A 15,417-nucleotide genomic window follows, 5' to 3' on the forward strand; every position below is an offset into this window, starting at 1 on the left:
GCCCCTACCCTGCCGCATCATCACTTTTGGGAACGAAACCATGACATTCCAACACATCTTCCGCAATCCATCTCGCCTTTTGGTCCTTCTCGCGGCCGTGCTTTTTCTTTCGGCTTGTAAGGTTGAGCTTTATTCCAATCTGCAAGAACAAGAGGTCAATGAAATGCTGGCGATTCTGCTGCGGCACGGTATCAGCAGTCAAAAGATGCCAGGCGATGAGAACCTCTATAACTTACACGTCGACGAAAACAAATTGGCTGAATCCGTCGAACTTTTGAAGCAATTGGGTTACCCGCGCGATCAATTCGAGAGCATGGGCCAAATCTTCAAAAAAGAAGGTTTGATTTCCTCACCGCTGGAAGAACGGATTCGTTTCATTTACGCCCTGTCCCAAGAAATCGGCAAAACCATTTCACAAATTGACGGCGTGGTTTCGGCACGGGTCCACATCGTGTTGCCCGAGAACAATCCCTTGAGCGATTCACTCACACCCGCATCGGCCTCGGTATTTGTCAAATACCGCGAGGAAACCAACGTCACGGCCAATGTGCCGCAAATAAAAAAGCTGGTCACCAACAGTATCGAGGGGCTGTCCTACGACAAGGTCACGGTTGCCATGTTCGCGGCCGAAGCCATGCCGGAGGAAGAAGGTCCGGTGCTGACCAAGGTCCTCGGCATGCAGGTGGAGAACCAATCGCTGAACCTGTTTTACGGGGTTTTTGGATTCTTAACGGTCTTGCTGGTCGCGGCCGTCGCCGCGGCGGTGGTGTTCTTCCAAAAGCTGAAAGCCGCGGGCGGTCTCGGCGGTAAAGAATTGGCCGAGGCCTCGGCCGATGCATAAAACCTACCTCGGCTACCTGCTCAAAAAAGGCGATACCGAACTGCTGCCGCTGATCCACGAGTTCAACACCCTGCCGACGCGCTACATGCACCGGTCTTGGTTGGAAGGCGTGGTGGACGCGGGTTTGTTCGAACGCCTTCAGAGCCACCCGGCGGCCGAACGCAAGCTGGCCAAACACATGCTGGCCCACTACGGCTTGGCCGACGATTTCTGCTACAACTTCGAAGCTTCTTCACGACGTCTGGCGTTATTCGCGCCGGAAAACTTAATCCAATCGGCCAAACTGGCGGGCATCGCCCTCAACGCGCCAAAAATCCAAAAAGTCATTCTCAAACACGAGGTCTTGGCAATGCGCCGCGACCTCGGCGACGACGGTTACCAATTCGCCCTCAAAAAAGCGTCCTTCCTGCTGGGTAACCTCGAATTTCCGGTCCCGCGCCAAACGGACGACCAAACCTTGGCGGAATACACGGATGCCTGCGGCAAACACCTGCTCAACGCCTGTTTCTACGGTGAACCGACCAGCGTGATCCAACGGCTTCAGTTTAAGTTTCCCAAGGGCGAAGGTCTGGATTTGGACCCCAGCCAGCGCGTTAGCGACAAGCAACGCGCGTGGCGAAACCTGAAAAAAGAGAGTGCTTGGCGCATTATCAAAAAAATTCTCACGCACGAGGTAAATCCGCAATGGGCACCTTTGTTAGGCTAAAAAAAGAGGGCTTTTCCTTCAGCCCCGGTCAGAAAGTGATTAAAGCCGAGGCGTACCAGGCGTACACCGAGGTGCACGCGTTGATCGATGCGGCCCGTGCCGAGGCCGACCGCATTGTCGCCGAGGCCCGCGCGGTTTACGAAAGCGAGAAGAAACGCGGCTACGACGACGGTTTGGAAGAGGGTAAGTTCAACCTCTCGCTGCAAATGATGGACACCATCGAAAGCACGGTGAATTACTTCGCCAAAATTGAAAACGAAATTACCGACACGGTGCTGCTGGCGGTCAAAAAGATTTTGGGCGAATTCGACGACCGCGCCCTGATCCTGCGCATCGTGCGTTCGGTTCTGGCGGTCGCCCGTAACCAAAAACAGGTCACCCTGCGCGTGGCGCCGCAACAGTTGGAAACGGTCCGCGAAAACCTGACCTCGATTATGGCCGATTTCCCCTCAATCAACTTCATCGACGTGGTCGCCGACGGACGCTTGCAAGAGGGCGGCTGCTTGCTCGAAAGTGAGATCGGCGTAGTCGACGCCAGCCTCGAAATCCAATTAAACGCGATTCGCACCGCCCTCAAAAAAGCCTTTGAGAGCCGCCGCTAACCCGCATGCCACCACCCAACCAGGAGAACCCGCCGATGAAAGGCAGCAGTTTAGGTTACATTACCGAAGTACTCAACAACGCCATCGAAGAGACGATTCCGCTCGAGGTCAAAGGCCGGGTTGTTCAGGTTGTGGGCACGATTATCCGCGCGGTCGTACCGGCGGTGAAAATCGGCGAAATTTGCATTCTGAAAAACCCCTGGGAAGACCTTGAAGTGCAAACGGAAGTGGTGGGTTTCTCCAAGGGCTGTGCCCTGCTTACGCCACTGGGCAACATGGTGGGTATTTCCTCGGCCGCCGAGGTCATTCCCACCGGCAAAATCCACATGGTTCCGGTCGGTCCCGAACTGATGGGCCGCGTACTGGACGGCCTGGGCCAACCCCTTGACGAGGACACCAAGGGCCCGCTGCACGCCTCGGATTACTACCCGGTTTACGCGGCACCGCCGGATCCACTCAAACGCCAAATCATCGATACCCCGCAACCGCTGGGTTTGCGTTGCCTCGACGGCGTGCTGACCTGCGGCGAGGGCCAGCGGATGGGAATTTTCGCCGCGGCCGGCGGTGGTAAATCAACCCTGCTTTCGATGTTGGTCAAAGGCGCGGAAGTCGACGTCACGGTTCTGGCGCTGATCGGGGAACGCGGCCGTGAGGTTCGCGAATTTATCGAACACGACCTGGGCCCGGACGGCCTCAAAAAATCGGTGATCGTGTGTGCCACCTCGGATAAATCATCCATGGAACGCCTCAAGGCGGCCTACGTCGCCACCGCGGTCGCGGAATACTACCGTGACCAAGGGAAACGCGTGTTGTTGATGATGGACTCGGTAACCCGCTTCGCCCGTGCCCAACGGGAAATCGGCCTGGCCGCGGGCGAGCCGCCCACCCGTCGCGGTTTCCCACCCTCGGTGTTCACCACCCTGCCCTTGCTGATGGAACGCGCGGGCCGATCCGACAAAGGTTCGATCACCGCGCTTTACACGGTTCTTGTAGAGGGCGACGACATGACGGAACCGGTCGCGGACGAAACCCGTTCGATCCTCGACGGCCACATCATTTTGTCACGGAAATTGGCCAAGGCCGGCCACTACCCCGCCATCGACGTCCTGGCCAGCGCCAGCCGTGTGATGAACGCGGTGGTCAAACCGGAACACAAGGAAGCGGCCGAACGCCTGCGCGCGCTTTTGGCCAAATTCCAAGAAATCGAACTCCTGGTGCAAATCGGTGAGTACAAAAAAGGTTCGGACAAAATGGCCGATCTGGCCCTGGCCAAGGTCGACGCCATTAACGCGTTTTTGAAACAACGCACGGACGAAAAAATGTCCTTCGAGGAATCGCTCAAACGCATGATGCAGCTTGTTTCCTAACGGTACCCGGGAACAGGCGCCATGATTAAGTACGTCTTACAAGACCTGCTCAACATTCGCAACATGCGCGAAGACGAGGCCCAACAGGGAATCACCGTCGCCAAGTACAAGGTCGAAGAAGCGGCCCGCGCAATCCAAGACAAAATCAAAGAAAAGGAAGAATACGTCGCCTGGCGCCTGAAACGAGAGATCGAGCTCTACGACGGCATTAAGGGCAAAAAAGTGAAACTTCGCGACCTGGACGACCTCAAGGAACGCATTTTTATGCTGCGCCAACGGGATCTCGCCTTTGAAAAGGCGATTGAGGACGCCAAACGCGCCAAGGTCGATGCCGAGAAAGCGGTCGAGGTCGCCATCCAAAAACACAAAGCGGCGATCAAAGAGCGCCAGAAGATCGACGAACACAAAAAAATCTGGCTGGAAGAAAAGCTGGCCGAGGAAAACGACAAACAAGAAAAAGAAGCTGAAGATTTTACCAAACGCAAAGACGAAGACAACCCAGACGACGATGACGATGACGCCGATGAAGATTGGCTAAGTAACGACTGGTAAAGCCCCAAGTCTGCTGGAGAACATCATGAGACCCATTGACACATCCACCCACAAAACCCCGTCGGAACAAACCCCGGCGCCCGCGCCCGGCGTGCCCACGGACCGCGAACAGCAACAGTTCAGCGATATGATGCGCCAGAAGCAGCGGGAAGCGGATCCACGCGGCGGAAGCGAACGCTCGCCGATGGAACTGTACCCTCGCCGCGAGGAACGCGGTGAATCGCAAGGCGGCAGCGACCATTGGGACCCGGATATGCCGTTGGACAACCCAACCGACGCCCAAATGGACATGATGCAAAAAATGCAGCGCAACAAGCGCGAGCGTTTGGAACGACGTCAAGAAGATCAGCAACGCCAACCGGCTCGGGACGAGCAAGCGGCGGGCAGCGAGCAACAGCCAAAAAACGACGGTGGCGCTAAGGCCTTCGGCGGCGGCGAACGCACGCTTTCACCCTTCGCGCAACAACCATCCGGTCAAACCCCGGACAACGGACAAAACACGGCGTTCCAGCGCAACTCGGGTGACACGGCCCTCGCCGGCAACGCCCAAAGCCAAACCCAAAACCAAGGCGCCGCGGCCGATGCGATGCCCCAAAGCGACATCGCCGCCCAGCCAGGCAGCACCCAAGCAAAACCGACGCCCTCGCCCGCACCGCGGGCGGATGCAACAACCTTCGGCAACCAGACGGGACCCGACGCGGGCAACCCGGCGCCAAGCGGCCAACCCGGCGGCATGCCGCACCCGGCGGGCGCGGAAGTCACCCAGAGTCAGCAACAACTGCTGTGGCAAAATATGGCGCCCACCAAACAAGCGCCCACCTTGGGTAATCCGCTGCCGGAAGGCGCGCCCAAACAAGCGGGCGATAACCCAAGCGCTCCGCTCGGTGCCGACACGACCCGCTTAAGCGGCGAGCACATCCTCGGCACCCTGCAACGCCGTCAAGGCGACGGCAATCAGGGTGGCGGTCAAGGCGGCGGCAAAGGCGGTAAAGCAAGCGAAGCCGTTGGCGAAAATGGTTTTGCAACGCCGCAAAACGCGGGTGAAGCCATTTTGGGTATGTTGCAACAGAACCACAGCGCCACCGGTGAAGTAAGCGCGGCCCAGGCCCCCAAGGCGGCCCAAATGGTCAGCGACATCGCGGACAAAATTGTGGATCGCATTTTGGTCTCCGATGCGGCCTCGATGGGCAAGGACGAGGTTCGCCTCATCCTGAAAAATTCGGTGCTCCCCGAGACCGAGGTCCGCATTACCCGCGAGGGTGGCAACCTGGAAATCCAACTGGTGACCAAGGATACCGACGCCTATCGCCTGCTCAACGACCGCACCGACAACTTGCAGCATTTTCTGAAAGAGAAACTCAAAGACAACGATATCAACGTGCGTTTGCAATTCGCCGAGGGCTCCGAGCGCGGCGAGAACCAGCGCGATCAAGACGGCCGTTCCCGACAACAGCGCAACCTCTACGACGAGATGCAGGAAGAACCCCAGGACTAAGCGGGTCGGCACGGCACGTACCGGCCTCGACCCTTAAGAAATCACCCCAAAGGCGGCAACAACCATGAGCTTAGAGACGCCCACCGTTTCAGCATTTGAACCCAGAACGATCCAAGGCCACGAAGCCTACCTGCTCAACCGAATTTTCCGCAAGAACGGTTGCTTCAGCGTGGACTTGGGCGACCAAAGTTACCAAGTCAAATTCTCACCGGTCCCCTTTTTGTACCAGCCTACCTTGGCCTTGGAAATCGGCGCCGGCGAGAGCCAGGTGCGGGTCGCTCTGGAGCACATGGATTTTATGGCCAACGTCAGTGAGACCTTGGGCAACCTGCCCTTGGCCGAAATGCCGGAAGAATTGCGCAACGCGGTGTTTGAGACCGTGCTGGAAGGCGCGATGAAACGGTTTGAGGTCTGGTCCGGCTTGCACAGCCATGTTCGCCAGGTGTTGTATCCCATCGATCAGCAGGGATTTGACGCCTTTTTCCGGGGTTACGGTCAAACGATGTTTTTCCAACTGATCCGGCTTGAGGACCAAAAACCGATCCGCGGGCAAATCAGCTTCAAAGGCAACGCAATGGCCTTGTTTGCCGATCTTCTCGAAAAAATACAGGCATTTGCGTTCACGACCTGGGAGAATATGGCCTTTGGCGCCCGCGTCGAGGTCGGTTTTACCGCGATCCAACTCGGTGAAGTGCGCGGCCTGGGGTTACACGACATCGTGCTGTTCGATCAGTGCGGGCTCGACCCCACGCAACCGGGCTTCAACGGCATGGCCATGTTGCGCATTCCCGGCGACATGGTCCTGGTCGGCAAACTGAATCAGTCAATTTTTACGGTGGAGAAAATACAAATGCAAGAGCAACAAGAAGGCGGAGAACAAGCAATGGCAGACGGTTTGGACAGCCTCGATATCAACATGGTTTTTGAAATCGGTCGCAAGGAAATCAACTTGGGTGATTTGCGCGCGATCCAACCAGGCTTTGTCATTGATTTGGAACAACCGCTGGAAAAGCCGGTTACGATTCGCGCCAACGGCAAACTCATCGGTCGCGGTGAATTGGTTCAGGTTGAAGAAAGCCTGGGCGTCCGCTTCCTCGAGTTGTTTGACCAATAGGTCAAACGGACCAATAGGTCAAACGGACCAATAGGTCAAACGGACCAATAGGTCAAACGGACCAATAGGTCAAACGGACCAATAGGTCAAACGGACCAATAGGTCAAACGGACCAATAGGTCAAACGGACCAGCAGGTCAAACGGACCAATAGGTCAACCCCCCTTACCTTATTAATGAACCCAACCCCCTAAACAGGTCAGTTACCACGGAGTTTCCATCATGGAACAATTCACTATGCCCAACCCGTTATACATCATCATCGTGCTGGTGATGTTGTCACTCGCGCCTTTCGTGGCGATTATGGTGACCTCGTTCATCAAGCTGGTGGTGGTTTTGTCCCTGGTGCGCAACGCACTCGGTATTCAGAACATCCCGCCAAACATGGTCATCAACGGGCTGGCCATCATTCTGACGATTTACGTGATGGCGCCGGTCGGAAACCAGGCCTACAAAATATTCAAAGAAGCCCAAATCGAGGAAGGCAACATCGAAAGCGTGGCCGCCGCGGCGATGGAGGCCAAGGAGCCCTTCCGCGCCTTTTTGCTGGAACACAGCCATCCGCGCGAGCGCAAGTTCTTCCTGCGGTCGGCCAAAGCGTTGTGGCCGCCGGAAGACGCCGCCGCGCTTGAGGACGACCACTTCCTGGTGCTGATCCCGGCATTTACGGTAAGTGAACTCACGGCCGCTTTCCAAATAGGCTTCATGCTGTACCTACCCTTCATCGCCATTGACCTCGTTGTTTCGAACATCCTCCTCGCGATGGGCATGATGATGGTTTCACCGATGACCATATCCCTACCGTTTAAACTACTGCTCTTCGTCCTCTTGGACGGATGGGCGCGGCTTATCCACGGCTTGGTTTTGACCTACGCTTAAGCCGGGAACAAGGAGAACTCCATGGATGAAGCAACTATCATCGACATGACGATTCAATCGATGACCCTGGTTTTGGTGCTGTCGTTACCACCGATCATCGTCGCCTCGGTTTCCGGGGTCCTGGTCAGCCTGATCCAAGCCTTGACCCAGGTTCAGGAACAAACGCTGTCTTTTGCGGTCAAACTTTTGGCCGTGTTTGCGACCCTCGTGCTCACCGCGCGCTGGGTCGGTGCCGAGCTGATTCTGTTCGGTACCAAAATGTTCGAGACCTTCCCCTACGCCGTTAAGTAACCCACCATCTTTTAACGAAAGAGAATCCCCCAATGACCGAACTGGATGAACTCAAACAAGTCATACTCACCATCGGCGTCTGTTCGCCGCGTTTTCTGGCAATGTTTGCGGTCATCCCGTTTTTGGGGCAAACGGTGTTGCAAGGCATGGTGCGCAACAGCTTCGTTGTCAGCCTGACGCTGTTGGTGTTCCCCATCGTGCGCCAGACCATGCCCGAACAGGTCGACATGATGTTGCTGGTGGCGGTGCTGGTCAAAGAAGTGTTGATTGGGCTGATCATCGGTTTTGTGGTGAGCGTCGTGTTTTGGGTCGGCGAAAGTGTCGGCTTTTTTATCGACAACCAACGGGGCACCACCATGGCCCAGGTCGTCGACCCCCTTTCCGGCCACAACACCTCGCCGCTCGGCAGTATGATCCTGCAAATGTTGGCGGTGCTGTTTCTCTCCAGCGGCGGCATGTTGCTCCTGCTCGGCGGGTTGTTCGAAACTTTTGTCATCTGGCCGGTGTTCTCCTTTTTCCCAACGCTGGACCCCAATTTCGCGATCTTTTTCTTGGAACTGGTCGACATGCTGATGGAGTACACCGTTTTGTACGCCTCGCCGATCATCATCGCGGTTTTTGTTTCCGAACTGGGCCTCGGCCTGATCAACCGTTTCGCCCCTTCCCTCAACGTATTTTTCCTGGCCATGCCGATTAAGTCCGGCATTGCCAGCTTCTTACTGATCATCTACACCTTATACGTGTTTTACCTCATTCTCTCCTCCGGTGAGGGGCTGCGTGATTTGGTGACTTTTGTGAACACGGTGCTTCATGAGTGAGAAGACCGAACAACCGACCCCGAAAAAGCTGAGGGATGCGAGGAAAAAAGGCCAAGTCGCCAAAAGCAAAGAGATTCCTTCAGCGGTCATCATCATCTACACCTTCTTGCTCACCTGGGCCATGTTCGACACCATCGTTGAAAAAATGATCGAAATGATCACCATCCCGACGCTCTACTACGACCGTCCCTTCAAGGAAGGCCTCGACGCCACGGTTCACGGCGTCCTCAACACCTTGGTGTTTCTTTCCATGCCCTACGTGTTCGGCGCGGCTTTTGTCGGCGTCTTGGCCAACTTCTTCCAGGTAGGTTTCCTGTTTTCAATGGAATCCATCAAACCTGAACTCAAAAAGTTGAACCCCGTCGAGGGTGTCAAAAAAATCTTTTCGATGAACAACCTGGTCGAACTGATTAAGTCGATCCTCAAAATCGCCTTTCTCTCGACCTTGCTGTACCTGGTCATTCGCGACGCCATCGACCCGCTGTTTAAGATCCCCACGCTGGGGATGGAAGGCGTGCGCATGATGCTGGGCGCGATCCTTTACCAGGTGTTTATCTACACGGCGGCGGCTTTTGTGATCGTGGCGGCCTTTGATTTCGCTTGGCAGCAACACTCCCACACCAAAAAACTCAAAATGACCAAGGACGAGGTCAAACGCGAGTACAAAGAATCGGAAGGCGACCCCCTCATCAAGGGCAAACGGAAACAACTGCACCAGGAGTTGGTCAACGACGACACGGTGCAAAAGACCAAAAAAGCGAGTGTACTGGTGACAAACCCAACCCACATTGCCGTCGCCCTGTTCTACGACGAGGAAAAAACCAAATTGCCGACGGTGGTCGCCAAGGGCACCGACCACGTGGCCAAGGCCATGATGCGCGTCGCCGAGGAAGCGGGCGTCCCGATCATGCGCAATGTGCCGCTGGCCCGCTCGCTGCATGAACAGGCCATCCCCGACCACTACATCCCCAGGGATCTGCTGGAACCGGTGGCCGAGGTCTTGCGCTGGGTCCGCGAGTTAGAAGAGGAGAATTCGCCGGGTTATTAACCCCGGCCGGCCACTTCGCTACCGGCACCTTCCCAATGGAGCATTGATGACGGATTCGTCGACACAAACCACCTGGATCGAACAACTTTGGCACCTGCAAACGCGAGATTCGCCGATGGGCGCCGCGGATGTCGCCGCCTTTCGTACCGCAACCGGCGGCGGGGATCCCGACGCGCTGGACGCGGCATTTTTGGCACAACACCCCGAGGCCTTGGTGACGCCCTCGGGTCTGCTGACCTTTCCCGCGCTGGCCGAGGCCCGCGTTGCCGTTTCCCGCGGCGTACCCATGGTGCGCGAATGGATCGGCGCTTCCGGTACCTATTACGTCTACGACCGCGCCGGCAACACCGAGGCGCCGCCCCTGGGGGTTTTCAAACCCGAAACCGAGGATTACCAACCCGACCCCGACGACCTAACCGCCATTCGCGCCGACCCCAAGCTGCACCCAATGCGGGATCGCGTGGCCGCCTGGTTCCCCGACAGCGAAGCGGAAATGCTGCAACGCATGGTCGACGAGGATCGCTATTTTTACCTGAGCGCCCCCCTGGGAACCGGTCCCGCCAAGGAAGTCATCGCCTCCGCGATTGGCGCGGCGGTGGGCGTGCCCCACACGGTGATGACCGAATTCAACGGGGTGCGCGGTAGTTTTCAAAGTTACGTCCGCGACCTAAAACGCCTCAACCAGCGTCCCGACCTCTGGCAGCCGGCGTTTCGTTTGTTGGCGCACCGGGCCCGGTTGCAGACCATCGGCGCCTTCATCGGGGTGCTCGGCCAAGAAGATACCTGGGAAATTTACGCCGCCGGCAAGGGCCCGAACCCTGACCTGATCACCCTCGACCACAACAAATGTTTTACCGATTTGTTGGTGCGCTTCCAACGGCAAACCTTGAGCCTGATGTTTTCCGAAACACGCGAACTGCGTCAAACCCTGGGTTGGCTGTTCACCTTGCCGCTTGCCGAGGCGCCGCGGGCTTGGTCCCTGGACACGGACGCGGTGCCGCGTTTCGAGAGCGGTAACTACCCCGATTCCGGTTTGGCGGAAATGCGTTTGGCAGGCAAGCTGTGGCACGCCTGCCGCGACCGCGACCTGCCGATTTGGGACTTTCTGCAGTTACGCGACCGCCCGTTAACCCAATGGTTCGCCGAACGAGGCGACCCCGACGCCGACCCAAGCATGCTTGCCGAGGAACGCGCCGCCCAACGCGCGACTTGGCCGCAACCTCATTGTGGACCCTGTTCCGATGGGTTCACCGCGCACGTTTCGGCGTTTCTCCAAAAAGCCGTCAACCCAAAACCAAGCGACATCAACCCTTGGTTTGTGGAAGACCTCGGCCTCCACCCTTTGACCTTACCGGCCGGAACCTTGGATGGAGCACGCTTCCCGGGGCAACGCATTTTTTGTGAAACCGAACCCGACCCGAGCTGGACCCGAACCGCATTGAACGGATTAAAAAGCTTTTGTAGCCAAGTATTTGGCGACGAAAAGGCAGACCAGGCCCTGACCGATCTCAGCCACCTGATTTCGGTTTGGTGGATGGAAGCCTTGGCCTCGGCCAACGCGGCAAAACACGGGGTCGCACTTTGGCCCGACGGGCGACCGGCCCAGTTGATCGCCGAGGAATCACGCCCGGACGACCTTCATTTCGAACTATCGGGAACGGCGGGTCGGGCTGCCCTCCAGATCGCCTTCACCCGTCATTTGGCCGCGCTGACCGACGCGGACGAACACAACAACCTGGCCACGGAACCACGCGCCTCGCGCTTCCACCTTTCCCTGAAAATCACCCTAAACTACGGCGGGGACGGCCGCGCGTTTTTGGCGTTGAACGCGGCCGAGGCCGCCTTTGGTTTCGCCCCGCTGGAAACCCGCGAAGAACTCTACCTTTGGTAGCGGCGGCGGGGCATCGCTCACACGACCCTCGTTTTTTTCCGAAATTTCTCGGGCCTCCATATTATCTACCCATTCTCCGTCCATAATCACATCGGGCGTCTCCCCGTCCCGCCGGCCGCGGATGTGGATCGTTCTCAACCAAGTGTGTTTCCTCACTTACGACGACGAGGTTTTCCCATGATGGATCGCATCGACTTTCACCAACAGGCACAACACCTGCAATCGACCGACGCCTTCGCTGCTTTTGCAGAAGCCAACGGCCAGTTCAAAGGCCAAAAGGTAGCCCAGCAGAAGGACGCCGCCTCGATGGTTCAAGACGCGGCCGAGGAAATGACCTTCCAAGCCTCGGAGAAAGTAGAGAAGAAACTGGGTAAACGGCGCGCCGCCGCCAAGGGCATTCGCACCACGGCTCTGGAAAAAGCGGAGTTCTATCTGAAGAAAATCCGCGACATGGACAAGCCGGAGAAGATGAACAAGTTCATGGAATCCATGAAACGCATGGCCAAAAACATGAACCCGCAACAACTGCGGCAAGAAGTTCAGCGCCATTTCAAGGATCCCTCACAACAGTTCGCGGCCTTGGCCTACGCCAAGGAAATGATGACCCAGGAGCCGGGAAACGAAGGCGTCGGCAAAGCCTTCCAGGACGCCATGGACCACATGATGGACGAGTCCGGCCCGGAAATTCGCGCCGGCTTCAACGTCACCGACGACGCCATGGAGTTCTCGGCCAAAGGCCTCAAGGACACCCAACAACTCCGCGACTTCTACCGCGACACCGTCCTCAAATACGAGGGGTTCCACGAAACCTACAACGAGATTTTGGAACAATACGGCGAAACCGAATTCGGCAAAGCCATCGATTTCCTCATCAAAGCGGTGGGCAGCGAACTACAGTCCAAGGGCCCCTCCATCACCCACGTGGAGCTGAAACGCATCATCGACGATTTGTACTCGTTGGAAATGTTGGGTAACATTCACCGCAATTGTGACGAATTACTTGAGAAGATTCGCAAAGCCTACCGCCTTGCCTTGAAAATGAACACCAAGGCCTTTATGGGCCGCCTGATGGGGCTGAAATCCGAAAAATGGTTGCGCATGGACCACGTCGCCAAGTTGGTCGCGCAATTGGGATGTGACCCCATCGAAGCTCAGATTTATTTCCTACGCGAAATGGGAACCCTGATCAAAGATCTGCCCCTCAAAATCTTCGAAGAGGATATGGAGAAACGGGAAAAGCTGATCGATGTGACCCAGGAAGCCCTCGACGACGCCATCGACCGCGAGGAGGAAATGTTGGAGGAAGAAGACGATTACTAGCCCGCATTTTCACACTTCCCCACGAGCGAACCACGACCCATCACCCAATAAGGAGCACCAACCATGAGCTGGGTAGAAGACACCTTAAGAACATTCGGCGAAAGCATCCAAATGGAAGACTTGGATTTCAACCACAACGGGGTTGTCTGTTTGGCCATCGAAAAGATGGGCACCCTGTATTTGGAGAAAGGCGACGAAACGGTGCGCATCTACCTCAGCCGCGAAAAGGAATCCTTTAACACCGGTTACCCGGCACGCGCGCTCAACGCGGTTCACTACCGCGAGAACCTGCCCTTCCCGATCACCGCCGCCATGCGCGATGAAAACACCCTCGTCTTCATCGCGGTCATTCCCGAAAGCGAATTTTCACCACCCAACCTGGATCGCATCTTGGAAATCCTCACCCAGCTTCACGATTCGGTGTGAGTGAGAACCACCGGTGATTAACCTTTTCGCAACAGGACCCGATCCTCTATGATAGGAGTTCGTCGAAACGAGCCAACGATTACGCCAACAGGAAGAGAACATGACGGTTAACATTGAGAAACAAGACCACGCCACGGTGATTTACGTCATCGGACGATTGGATTCAGTAACCTGCTCCGACCTGGAAGACAAAACGATGCGCACCATCGCGGAAGGCGAAACCAACCTGATCATGGAACTGAGCGATGTGCCCTTCATCTCCAGCGCGGGCCTGCGGGTGATTCTGCTGGCCACCAAGAAGGTTCAGGGCGGCGGCAAATTGGTTCTGTCCGGTTTGAAACCCCAGGTTCACGAAATCATCGAAATGGCCGGCTTCCACAACATCATCAAAATTTACAACAGCCTGGACGACGCCAAACAGGCGTTTGTTTAGGGTGACCCCAACCCCGATGAACACCGCCGCCCCCCAACCTTTGGCGAAGGCCGGCGGTTTTTCATCACCGATCCTCATCCCACTCACGAAGGTATCCCCCATGTTTCAACGTACATGGCCGGCCCGTATCGATTCGGTCCGCGACATTATGGAAACGGTAGAGCAGCTCATGGGTCGTTACGGCCTAGCGGAACGACGCGTGCTGCACATGGGACTGGTAGCGGAGGAACTGGCGGCCAACATCGTCAACCACGCCTACGGCGACATGAAGGCGCCCCCCGCGGATCCTTTGATCGTCCTCACCATCACCCTGGAGCGTGGGGTGATCCGCATGGTGTTCCAAGATTTCGGTGGCCCGTTTGATCCCAACGCGGTGCCCGAGCCGGACCTGACCGCCTCGGTAGAAGACCGAACCGTCGGCGGACTCGGCATTTATTTCATGCGGAACTTGGTCGACAAAGTGCAGTACCTGCGCGAGGACAACGCCAACCTATGGACCTTCGAGGTCGCGGCCGAGGCGAGCCCCGACGACCCGAGCGGGCCGTCCCCCGCGACCTAACCAACCCCATCCCAACCCACGAGGTACCCCATGGCCGATCCGATTAAGTTTTTTTCCTTTGACCGCGGCATTGAGCAGATCTTCCAAGGTGAGCTCAAAGCCGACGCGCGCCTGCCCCAACAGCGCGGCACGGTCCTGCCGAGCCAAAACCCGGCCACCCAACACCTCGACAAAGTCGTCCGCACGCCCAACTTAGAGAGCCACTTGCTCAACTCGCTGCAGACACCGGTGGACGACAAAACGATCCTGATCCCCAACGTATACCGTTCGCTGATCACGGAATCGCGCAAAGCCTTGCGAAAGTCGGCCAAAAAAGCGGGACCCTGGACCAACAAAAAAGTATTGGAAGAAGCGGCCGAACTCCTCGACGGCGAAGAGGACCTGATGGACCTGCTCACCACCTACCGCAACACGCTGCACAAAGCCTAGTTAGGGTTTTTTGATGGGGTGCGCCCTTTTTTGCGTGGGTTGGTATTGGTTATTTCTTTGGCCGGCGCGATGATTTGAGGATGCGGCTTTTCCGTGGCTCCCCTGCCCGCCCAACCGGAGGTTGGGCTGCCAATCCCCGACGCGGATGATGCCGTCGCTTCGGTGGTTTTGTTGATCCATTGGATTCGGTTTTACCACGACGGGAACCCCGGCTGGGCCTTTCCACGCGACCCCCTCTTTGGGCCCACCTTCTTCGAACCTCGACATCCACCCCGGCTGGGCCTTTCCACGCGACCCCCTCTTTGGGCCCACCTTCTTCGAACCACGACATCCACCCCGGCTGGGCCTTTCCACGCAACGCCCTCTTTGGGCCCACCTTCTTCGAACCACGACATCCACCCCGGCTGGGCCTTTCCACGCGACCCCCTCTTTGGGCCCACCTTCTTCGAACCACGACATCCACCCCGGCTGGGCCTTTCCACGCAACGCCCTCTTTGGGCCCACCTTCTTCGAACCACGACGTCCACCCCGGCTGGGCCTTTCCACGCAACGCCCTCTTTGGGCCCACCTTCTTCGAACCACGACATCCACCCCGGCTGGGCCTTTCCACGCGACCCCCTCTTTGGGCCCACCTTCTTCGAACCACG

Annotated in this window: 17 protein-coding genes; all 17 read left to right on the top strand. The window is 57.1% G+C overall.

Translation table 11 applies throughout. From position 1 onward, the window contains the following. Window positions 1-40 precede the first annotated feature (40 nt). The 17 genes from sctJ to sctX all read left to right on the top strand — a co-directional run bounded on the left by sctJ (window position 41) and on the right by sctX (window position 14,770). Window positions 41-841 (top strand): type III secretion system inner membrane ring lipoprotein SctJ, encoded by an 801-nt coding sequence (sctJ, locus tag J3U88_RS29240; protein WP_207862565.1) that lies wholly within the window; start codon window positions 41-43, stop codon window positions 839-841. Continuing rightward, window positions 834-1,547 (top strand): SctK family type III secretion system sorting platform protein, encoded by a 714-nt coding sequence (locus J3U88_RS29245; protein WP_207862566.1) that lies wholly within the window; start codon window positions 834-836, stop codon window positions 1,545-1,547. Before sctJ ends, J3U88_RS29245 begins: the two co-directional genes overlap by 8 nt. After that, window positions 1,526-2,149 (top strand): HrpE/YscL family type III secretion apparatus protein, encoded by a 624-nt coding sequence (locus tag J3U88_RS29250; protein ID WP_207862567.1) that lies wholly within the window; start codon window positions 1,526-1,528, stop codon window positions 2,147-2,149. Before J3U88_RS29245 ends, J3U88_RS29250 begins: the two co-directional genes overlap by 22 nt. A 35-nt stretch (window positions 2,150-2,184) precedes the next feature. Beyond that, window positions 2,185-3,516, top strand: a complete 1,332-nt coding sequence (sctN, locus tag J3U88_RS29255) for a type III secretion system ATPase SctN (protein WP_207862568.1) — start codon at window positions 2,185-2,187, stop codon at window positions 3,514-3,516. A 21-nt stretch (window positions 3,517-3,537) separates the two neighbouring features. Next, window positions 3,538-4,068 carry a type III secretion system stalk subunit SctO gene (gene sctO, locus J3U88_RS29260; protein ID WP_207862569.1) on the top strand — a complete coding sequence of 177 codons (531 nt, stop codon included), beginning with the start codon at window positions 3,538-3,540 and terminating at the stop codon, window positions 4,066-4,068. A gap of 25 nt (window positions 4,069-4,093) precedes the next feature. After that, window positions 4,094-5,563, top strand: coding sequence for a type III secretion HpaP family protein (locus J3U88_RS29265; protein WP_207862570.1), 1,470 nt, complete (start codon window positions 4,094-4,096; stop codon window positions 5,561-5,563). Window positions 5,564-5,627: 64 nt separating this feature from the next. Further along, window positions 5,628-6,677, top strand: coding sequence for a type III secretion system cytoplasmic ring protein SctQ (sctQ, locus tag J3U88_RS29270; protein WP_207862571.1), 1,050 nt, complete (start codon window positions 5,628-5,630; stop codon window positions 6,675-6,677). 221 nt (window positions 6,678-6,898) lie between these two features. Beyond that, a complete protein-coding gene (sctR, locus tag J3U88_RS29275) occupies window positions 6,899-7,555 on the top strand; it encodes a type III secretion system export apparatus subunit SctR (protein ID WP_243436222.1) in 657 nt (218 codons plus the stop codon). A 21-nt stretch (window positions 7,556-7,576) separates the two neighbouring features. After that, window positions 7,577-7,846 carry a type III secretion system export apparatus subunit SctS gene (gene sctS, locus J3U88_RS29280; RefSeq protein WP_207862572.1) on the top strand — a complete coding sequence of 90 codons (270 nt, stop codon included), beginning with the start codon at window positions 7,577-7,579 and terminating at the stop codon, window positions 7,844-7,846. A gap of 32 nt (window positions 7,847-7,878) precedes the next feature. After that, window positions 7,879-8,664 carry a type III secretion system export apparatus subunit SctT gene (gene sctT, locus J3U88_RS29285; protein WP_207862573.1) on the top strand — a complete coding sequence of 262 codons (786 nt, stop codon included), beginning with the start codon at window positions 7,879-7,881 and terminating at the stop codon, window positions 8,662-8,664. Continuing rightward, entirely contained in the window at window positions 8,657-9,712 is a 1,056-nt protein-coding gene (sctU, locus tag J3U88_RS29290; protein ID WP_207862574.1) for a type III secretion system export apparatus subunit SctU, read from the top strand. The genes sctT and sctU overlap by 8 nt, the downstream gene beginning before the upstream one ends. A 46-nt stretch (window positions 9,713-9,758) precedes the next feature. Then, on the top strand, window positions 9,759-11,603 hold the full coding sequence (locus J3U88_RS29295) for a hypothetical protein (protein WP_207862575.1): 1,845 nt from the start codon (window positions 9,759-9,761) through the stop codon (window positions 11,601-11,603). 177 nt (window positions 11,604-11,780) lie between these two features. After that, the gene (gene sctW / locus J3U88_RS29300) at window positions 11,781-12,923 is read left to right on the top strand and encodes a type III secretion system gatekeeper subunit SctW (protein ID WP_207862576.1); all 1,143 of its coding nucleotides are present in this window, start codon (window positions 11,781-11,783) and stop codon (window positions 12,921-12,923) included. Window positions 12,924-12,986: 63 nt separating this feature from the next. Beyond that, window positions 12,987-13,349, top strand: a complete 363-nt coding sequence (locus tag J3U88_RS29305) for a type III secretion system chaperone family protein (protein ID WP_207862577.1) — start codon at window positions 12,987-12,989, stop codon at window positions 13,347-13,349. A 100-nt stretch (window positions 13,350-13,449) separates the two neighbouring features. Next, window positions 13,450-13,782 (top strand): STAS domain-containing protein, encoded by a 333-nt coding sequence (locus J3U88_RS29310; RefSeq protein WP_207862578.1) that lies wholly within the window; start codon window positions 13,450-13,452, stop codon window positions 13,780-13,782. A gap of 100 nt (window positions 13,783-13,882) precedes the next feature. Then, on the top strand, window positions 13,883-14,341 hold the full coding sequence (locus J3U88_RS29315) for an ATP-binding protein (RefSeq protein ID WP_207862579.1): 459 nt from the start codon (window positions 13,883-13,885) through the stop codon (window positions 14,339-14,341). 30 nt (window positions 14,342-14,371) lie between these two features. Next, window positions 14,372-14,770: a type III secretion apparatus assembly protein SctX gene (sctX, locus tag J3U88_RS29320; protein WP_207862580.1), complete on the top strand. Its 399-nt coding sequence runs from the start codon at window positions 14,372-14,374 to the stop codon at window positions 14,768-14,770. Window positions 14,771-15,417 lie beyond the last annotated feature (647 nt).

Origin of the sequence: Acanthopleuribacter pedis (assembly GCF_017377855.1) — a bacterium.
Classification (GTDB): domain Bacteria; phylum Acidobacteriota; class Holophagae; order Acanthopleuribacterales; family Acanthopleuribacteraceae; genus Acanthopleuribacter; species Acanthopleuribacter pedis.

Coding starts and splice junctions, on each gene's coding strand:
- sctJ (WP_207862565.1), top strand. CDS start 41: ATGACATTCCAACACATCTTCCGCAATCCATCTCGCCTTTTGGTCCTT.
- J3U88_RS29245 (WP_207862566.1), top strand. CDS start 834: ATGCATAAAACCTACCTCGGCTACCTGCTCAAAAAAGGCGATACCGAA.
- J3U88_RS29250 (WP_207862567.1), top strand. CDS start 1,526: ATGGGCACCTTTGTTAGGCTAAAAAAAGAGGGCTTTTCCTTCAGCCCC.
- sctN (WP_207862568.1), top strand. CDS start 2,185: ATGAAAGGCAGCAGTTTAGGTTACATTACCGAAGTACTCAACAACGCC.
- sctO (WP_207862569.1), top strand. CDS start 3,538: ATGATTAAGTACGTCTTACAAGACCTGCTCAACATTCGCAACATGCGC.
- J3U88_RS29265 (WP_207862570.1), top strand. CDS start 4,094: ATGAGACCCATTGACACATCCACCCACAAAACCCCGTCGGAACAAACC.
- sctQ (WP_207862571.1), top strand. CDS start 5,628: ATGAGCTTAGAGACGCCCACCGTTTCAGCATTTGAACCCAGAACGATC.
- sctR (WP_243436222.1), top strand. CDS start 6,899: ATGGAACAATTCACTATGCCCAACCCGTTATACATCATCATCGTGCTG.
- sctS (WP_207862572.1), top strand. CDS start 7,577: ATGGATGAAGCAACTATCATCGACATGACGATTCAATCGATGACCCTG.
- sctT (WP_207862573.1), top strand. CDS start 7,879: ATGACCGAACTGGATGAACTCAAACAAGTCATACTCACCATCGGCGTC.
- sctU (WP_207862574.1), top strand. CDS start 8,657: ATGAGTGAGAAGACCGAACAACCGACCCCGAAAAAGCTGAGGGATGCG.
- J3U88_RS29295 (WP_207862575.1), top strand. CDS start 9,759: ATGACGGATTCGTCGACACAAACCACCTGGATCGAACAACTTTGGCAC.
- sctW (WP_207862576.1), top strand. CDS start 11,781: ATGATGGATCGCATCGACTTTCACCAACAGGCACAACACCTGCAATCG.
- J3U88_RS29305 (WP_207862577.1), top strand. CDS start 12,987: ATGAGCTGGGTAGAAGACACCTTAAGAACATTCGGCGAAAGCATCCAA.
- J3U88_RS29310 (WP_207862578.1), top strand. CDS start 13,450: ATGACGGTTAACATTGAGAAACAAGACCACGCCACGGTGATTTACGTC.
- J3U88_RS29315 (WP_207862579.1), top strand. CDS start 13,883: ATGTTTCAACGTACATGGCCGGCCCGTATCGATTCGGTCCGCGACATT.
- sctX (WP_207862580.1), top strand. CDS start 14,372: ATGGCCGATCCGATTAAGTTTTTTTCCTTTGACCGCGGCATTGAGCAG.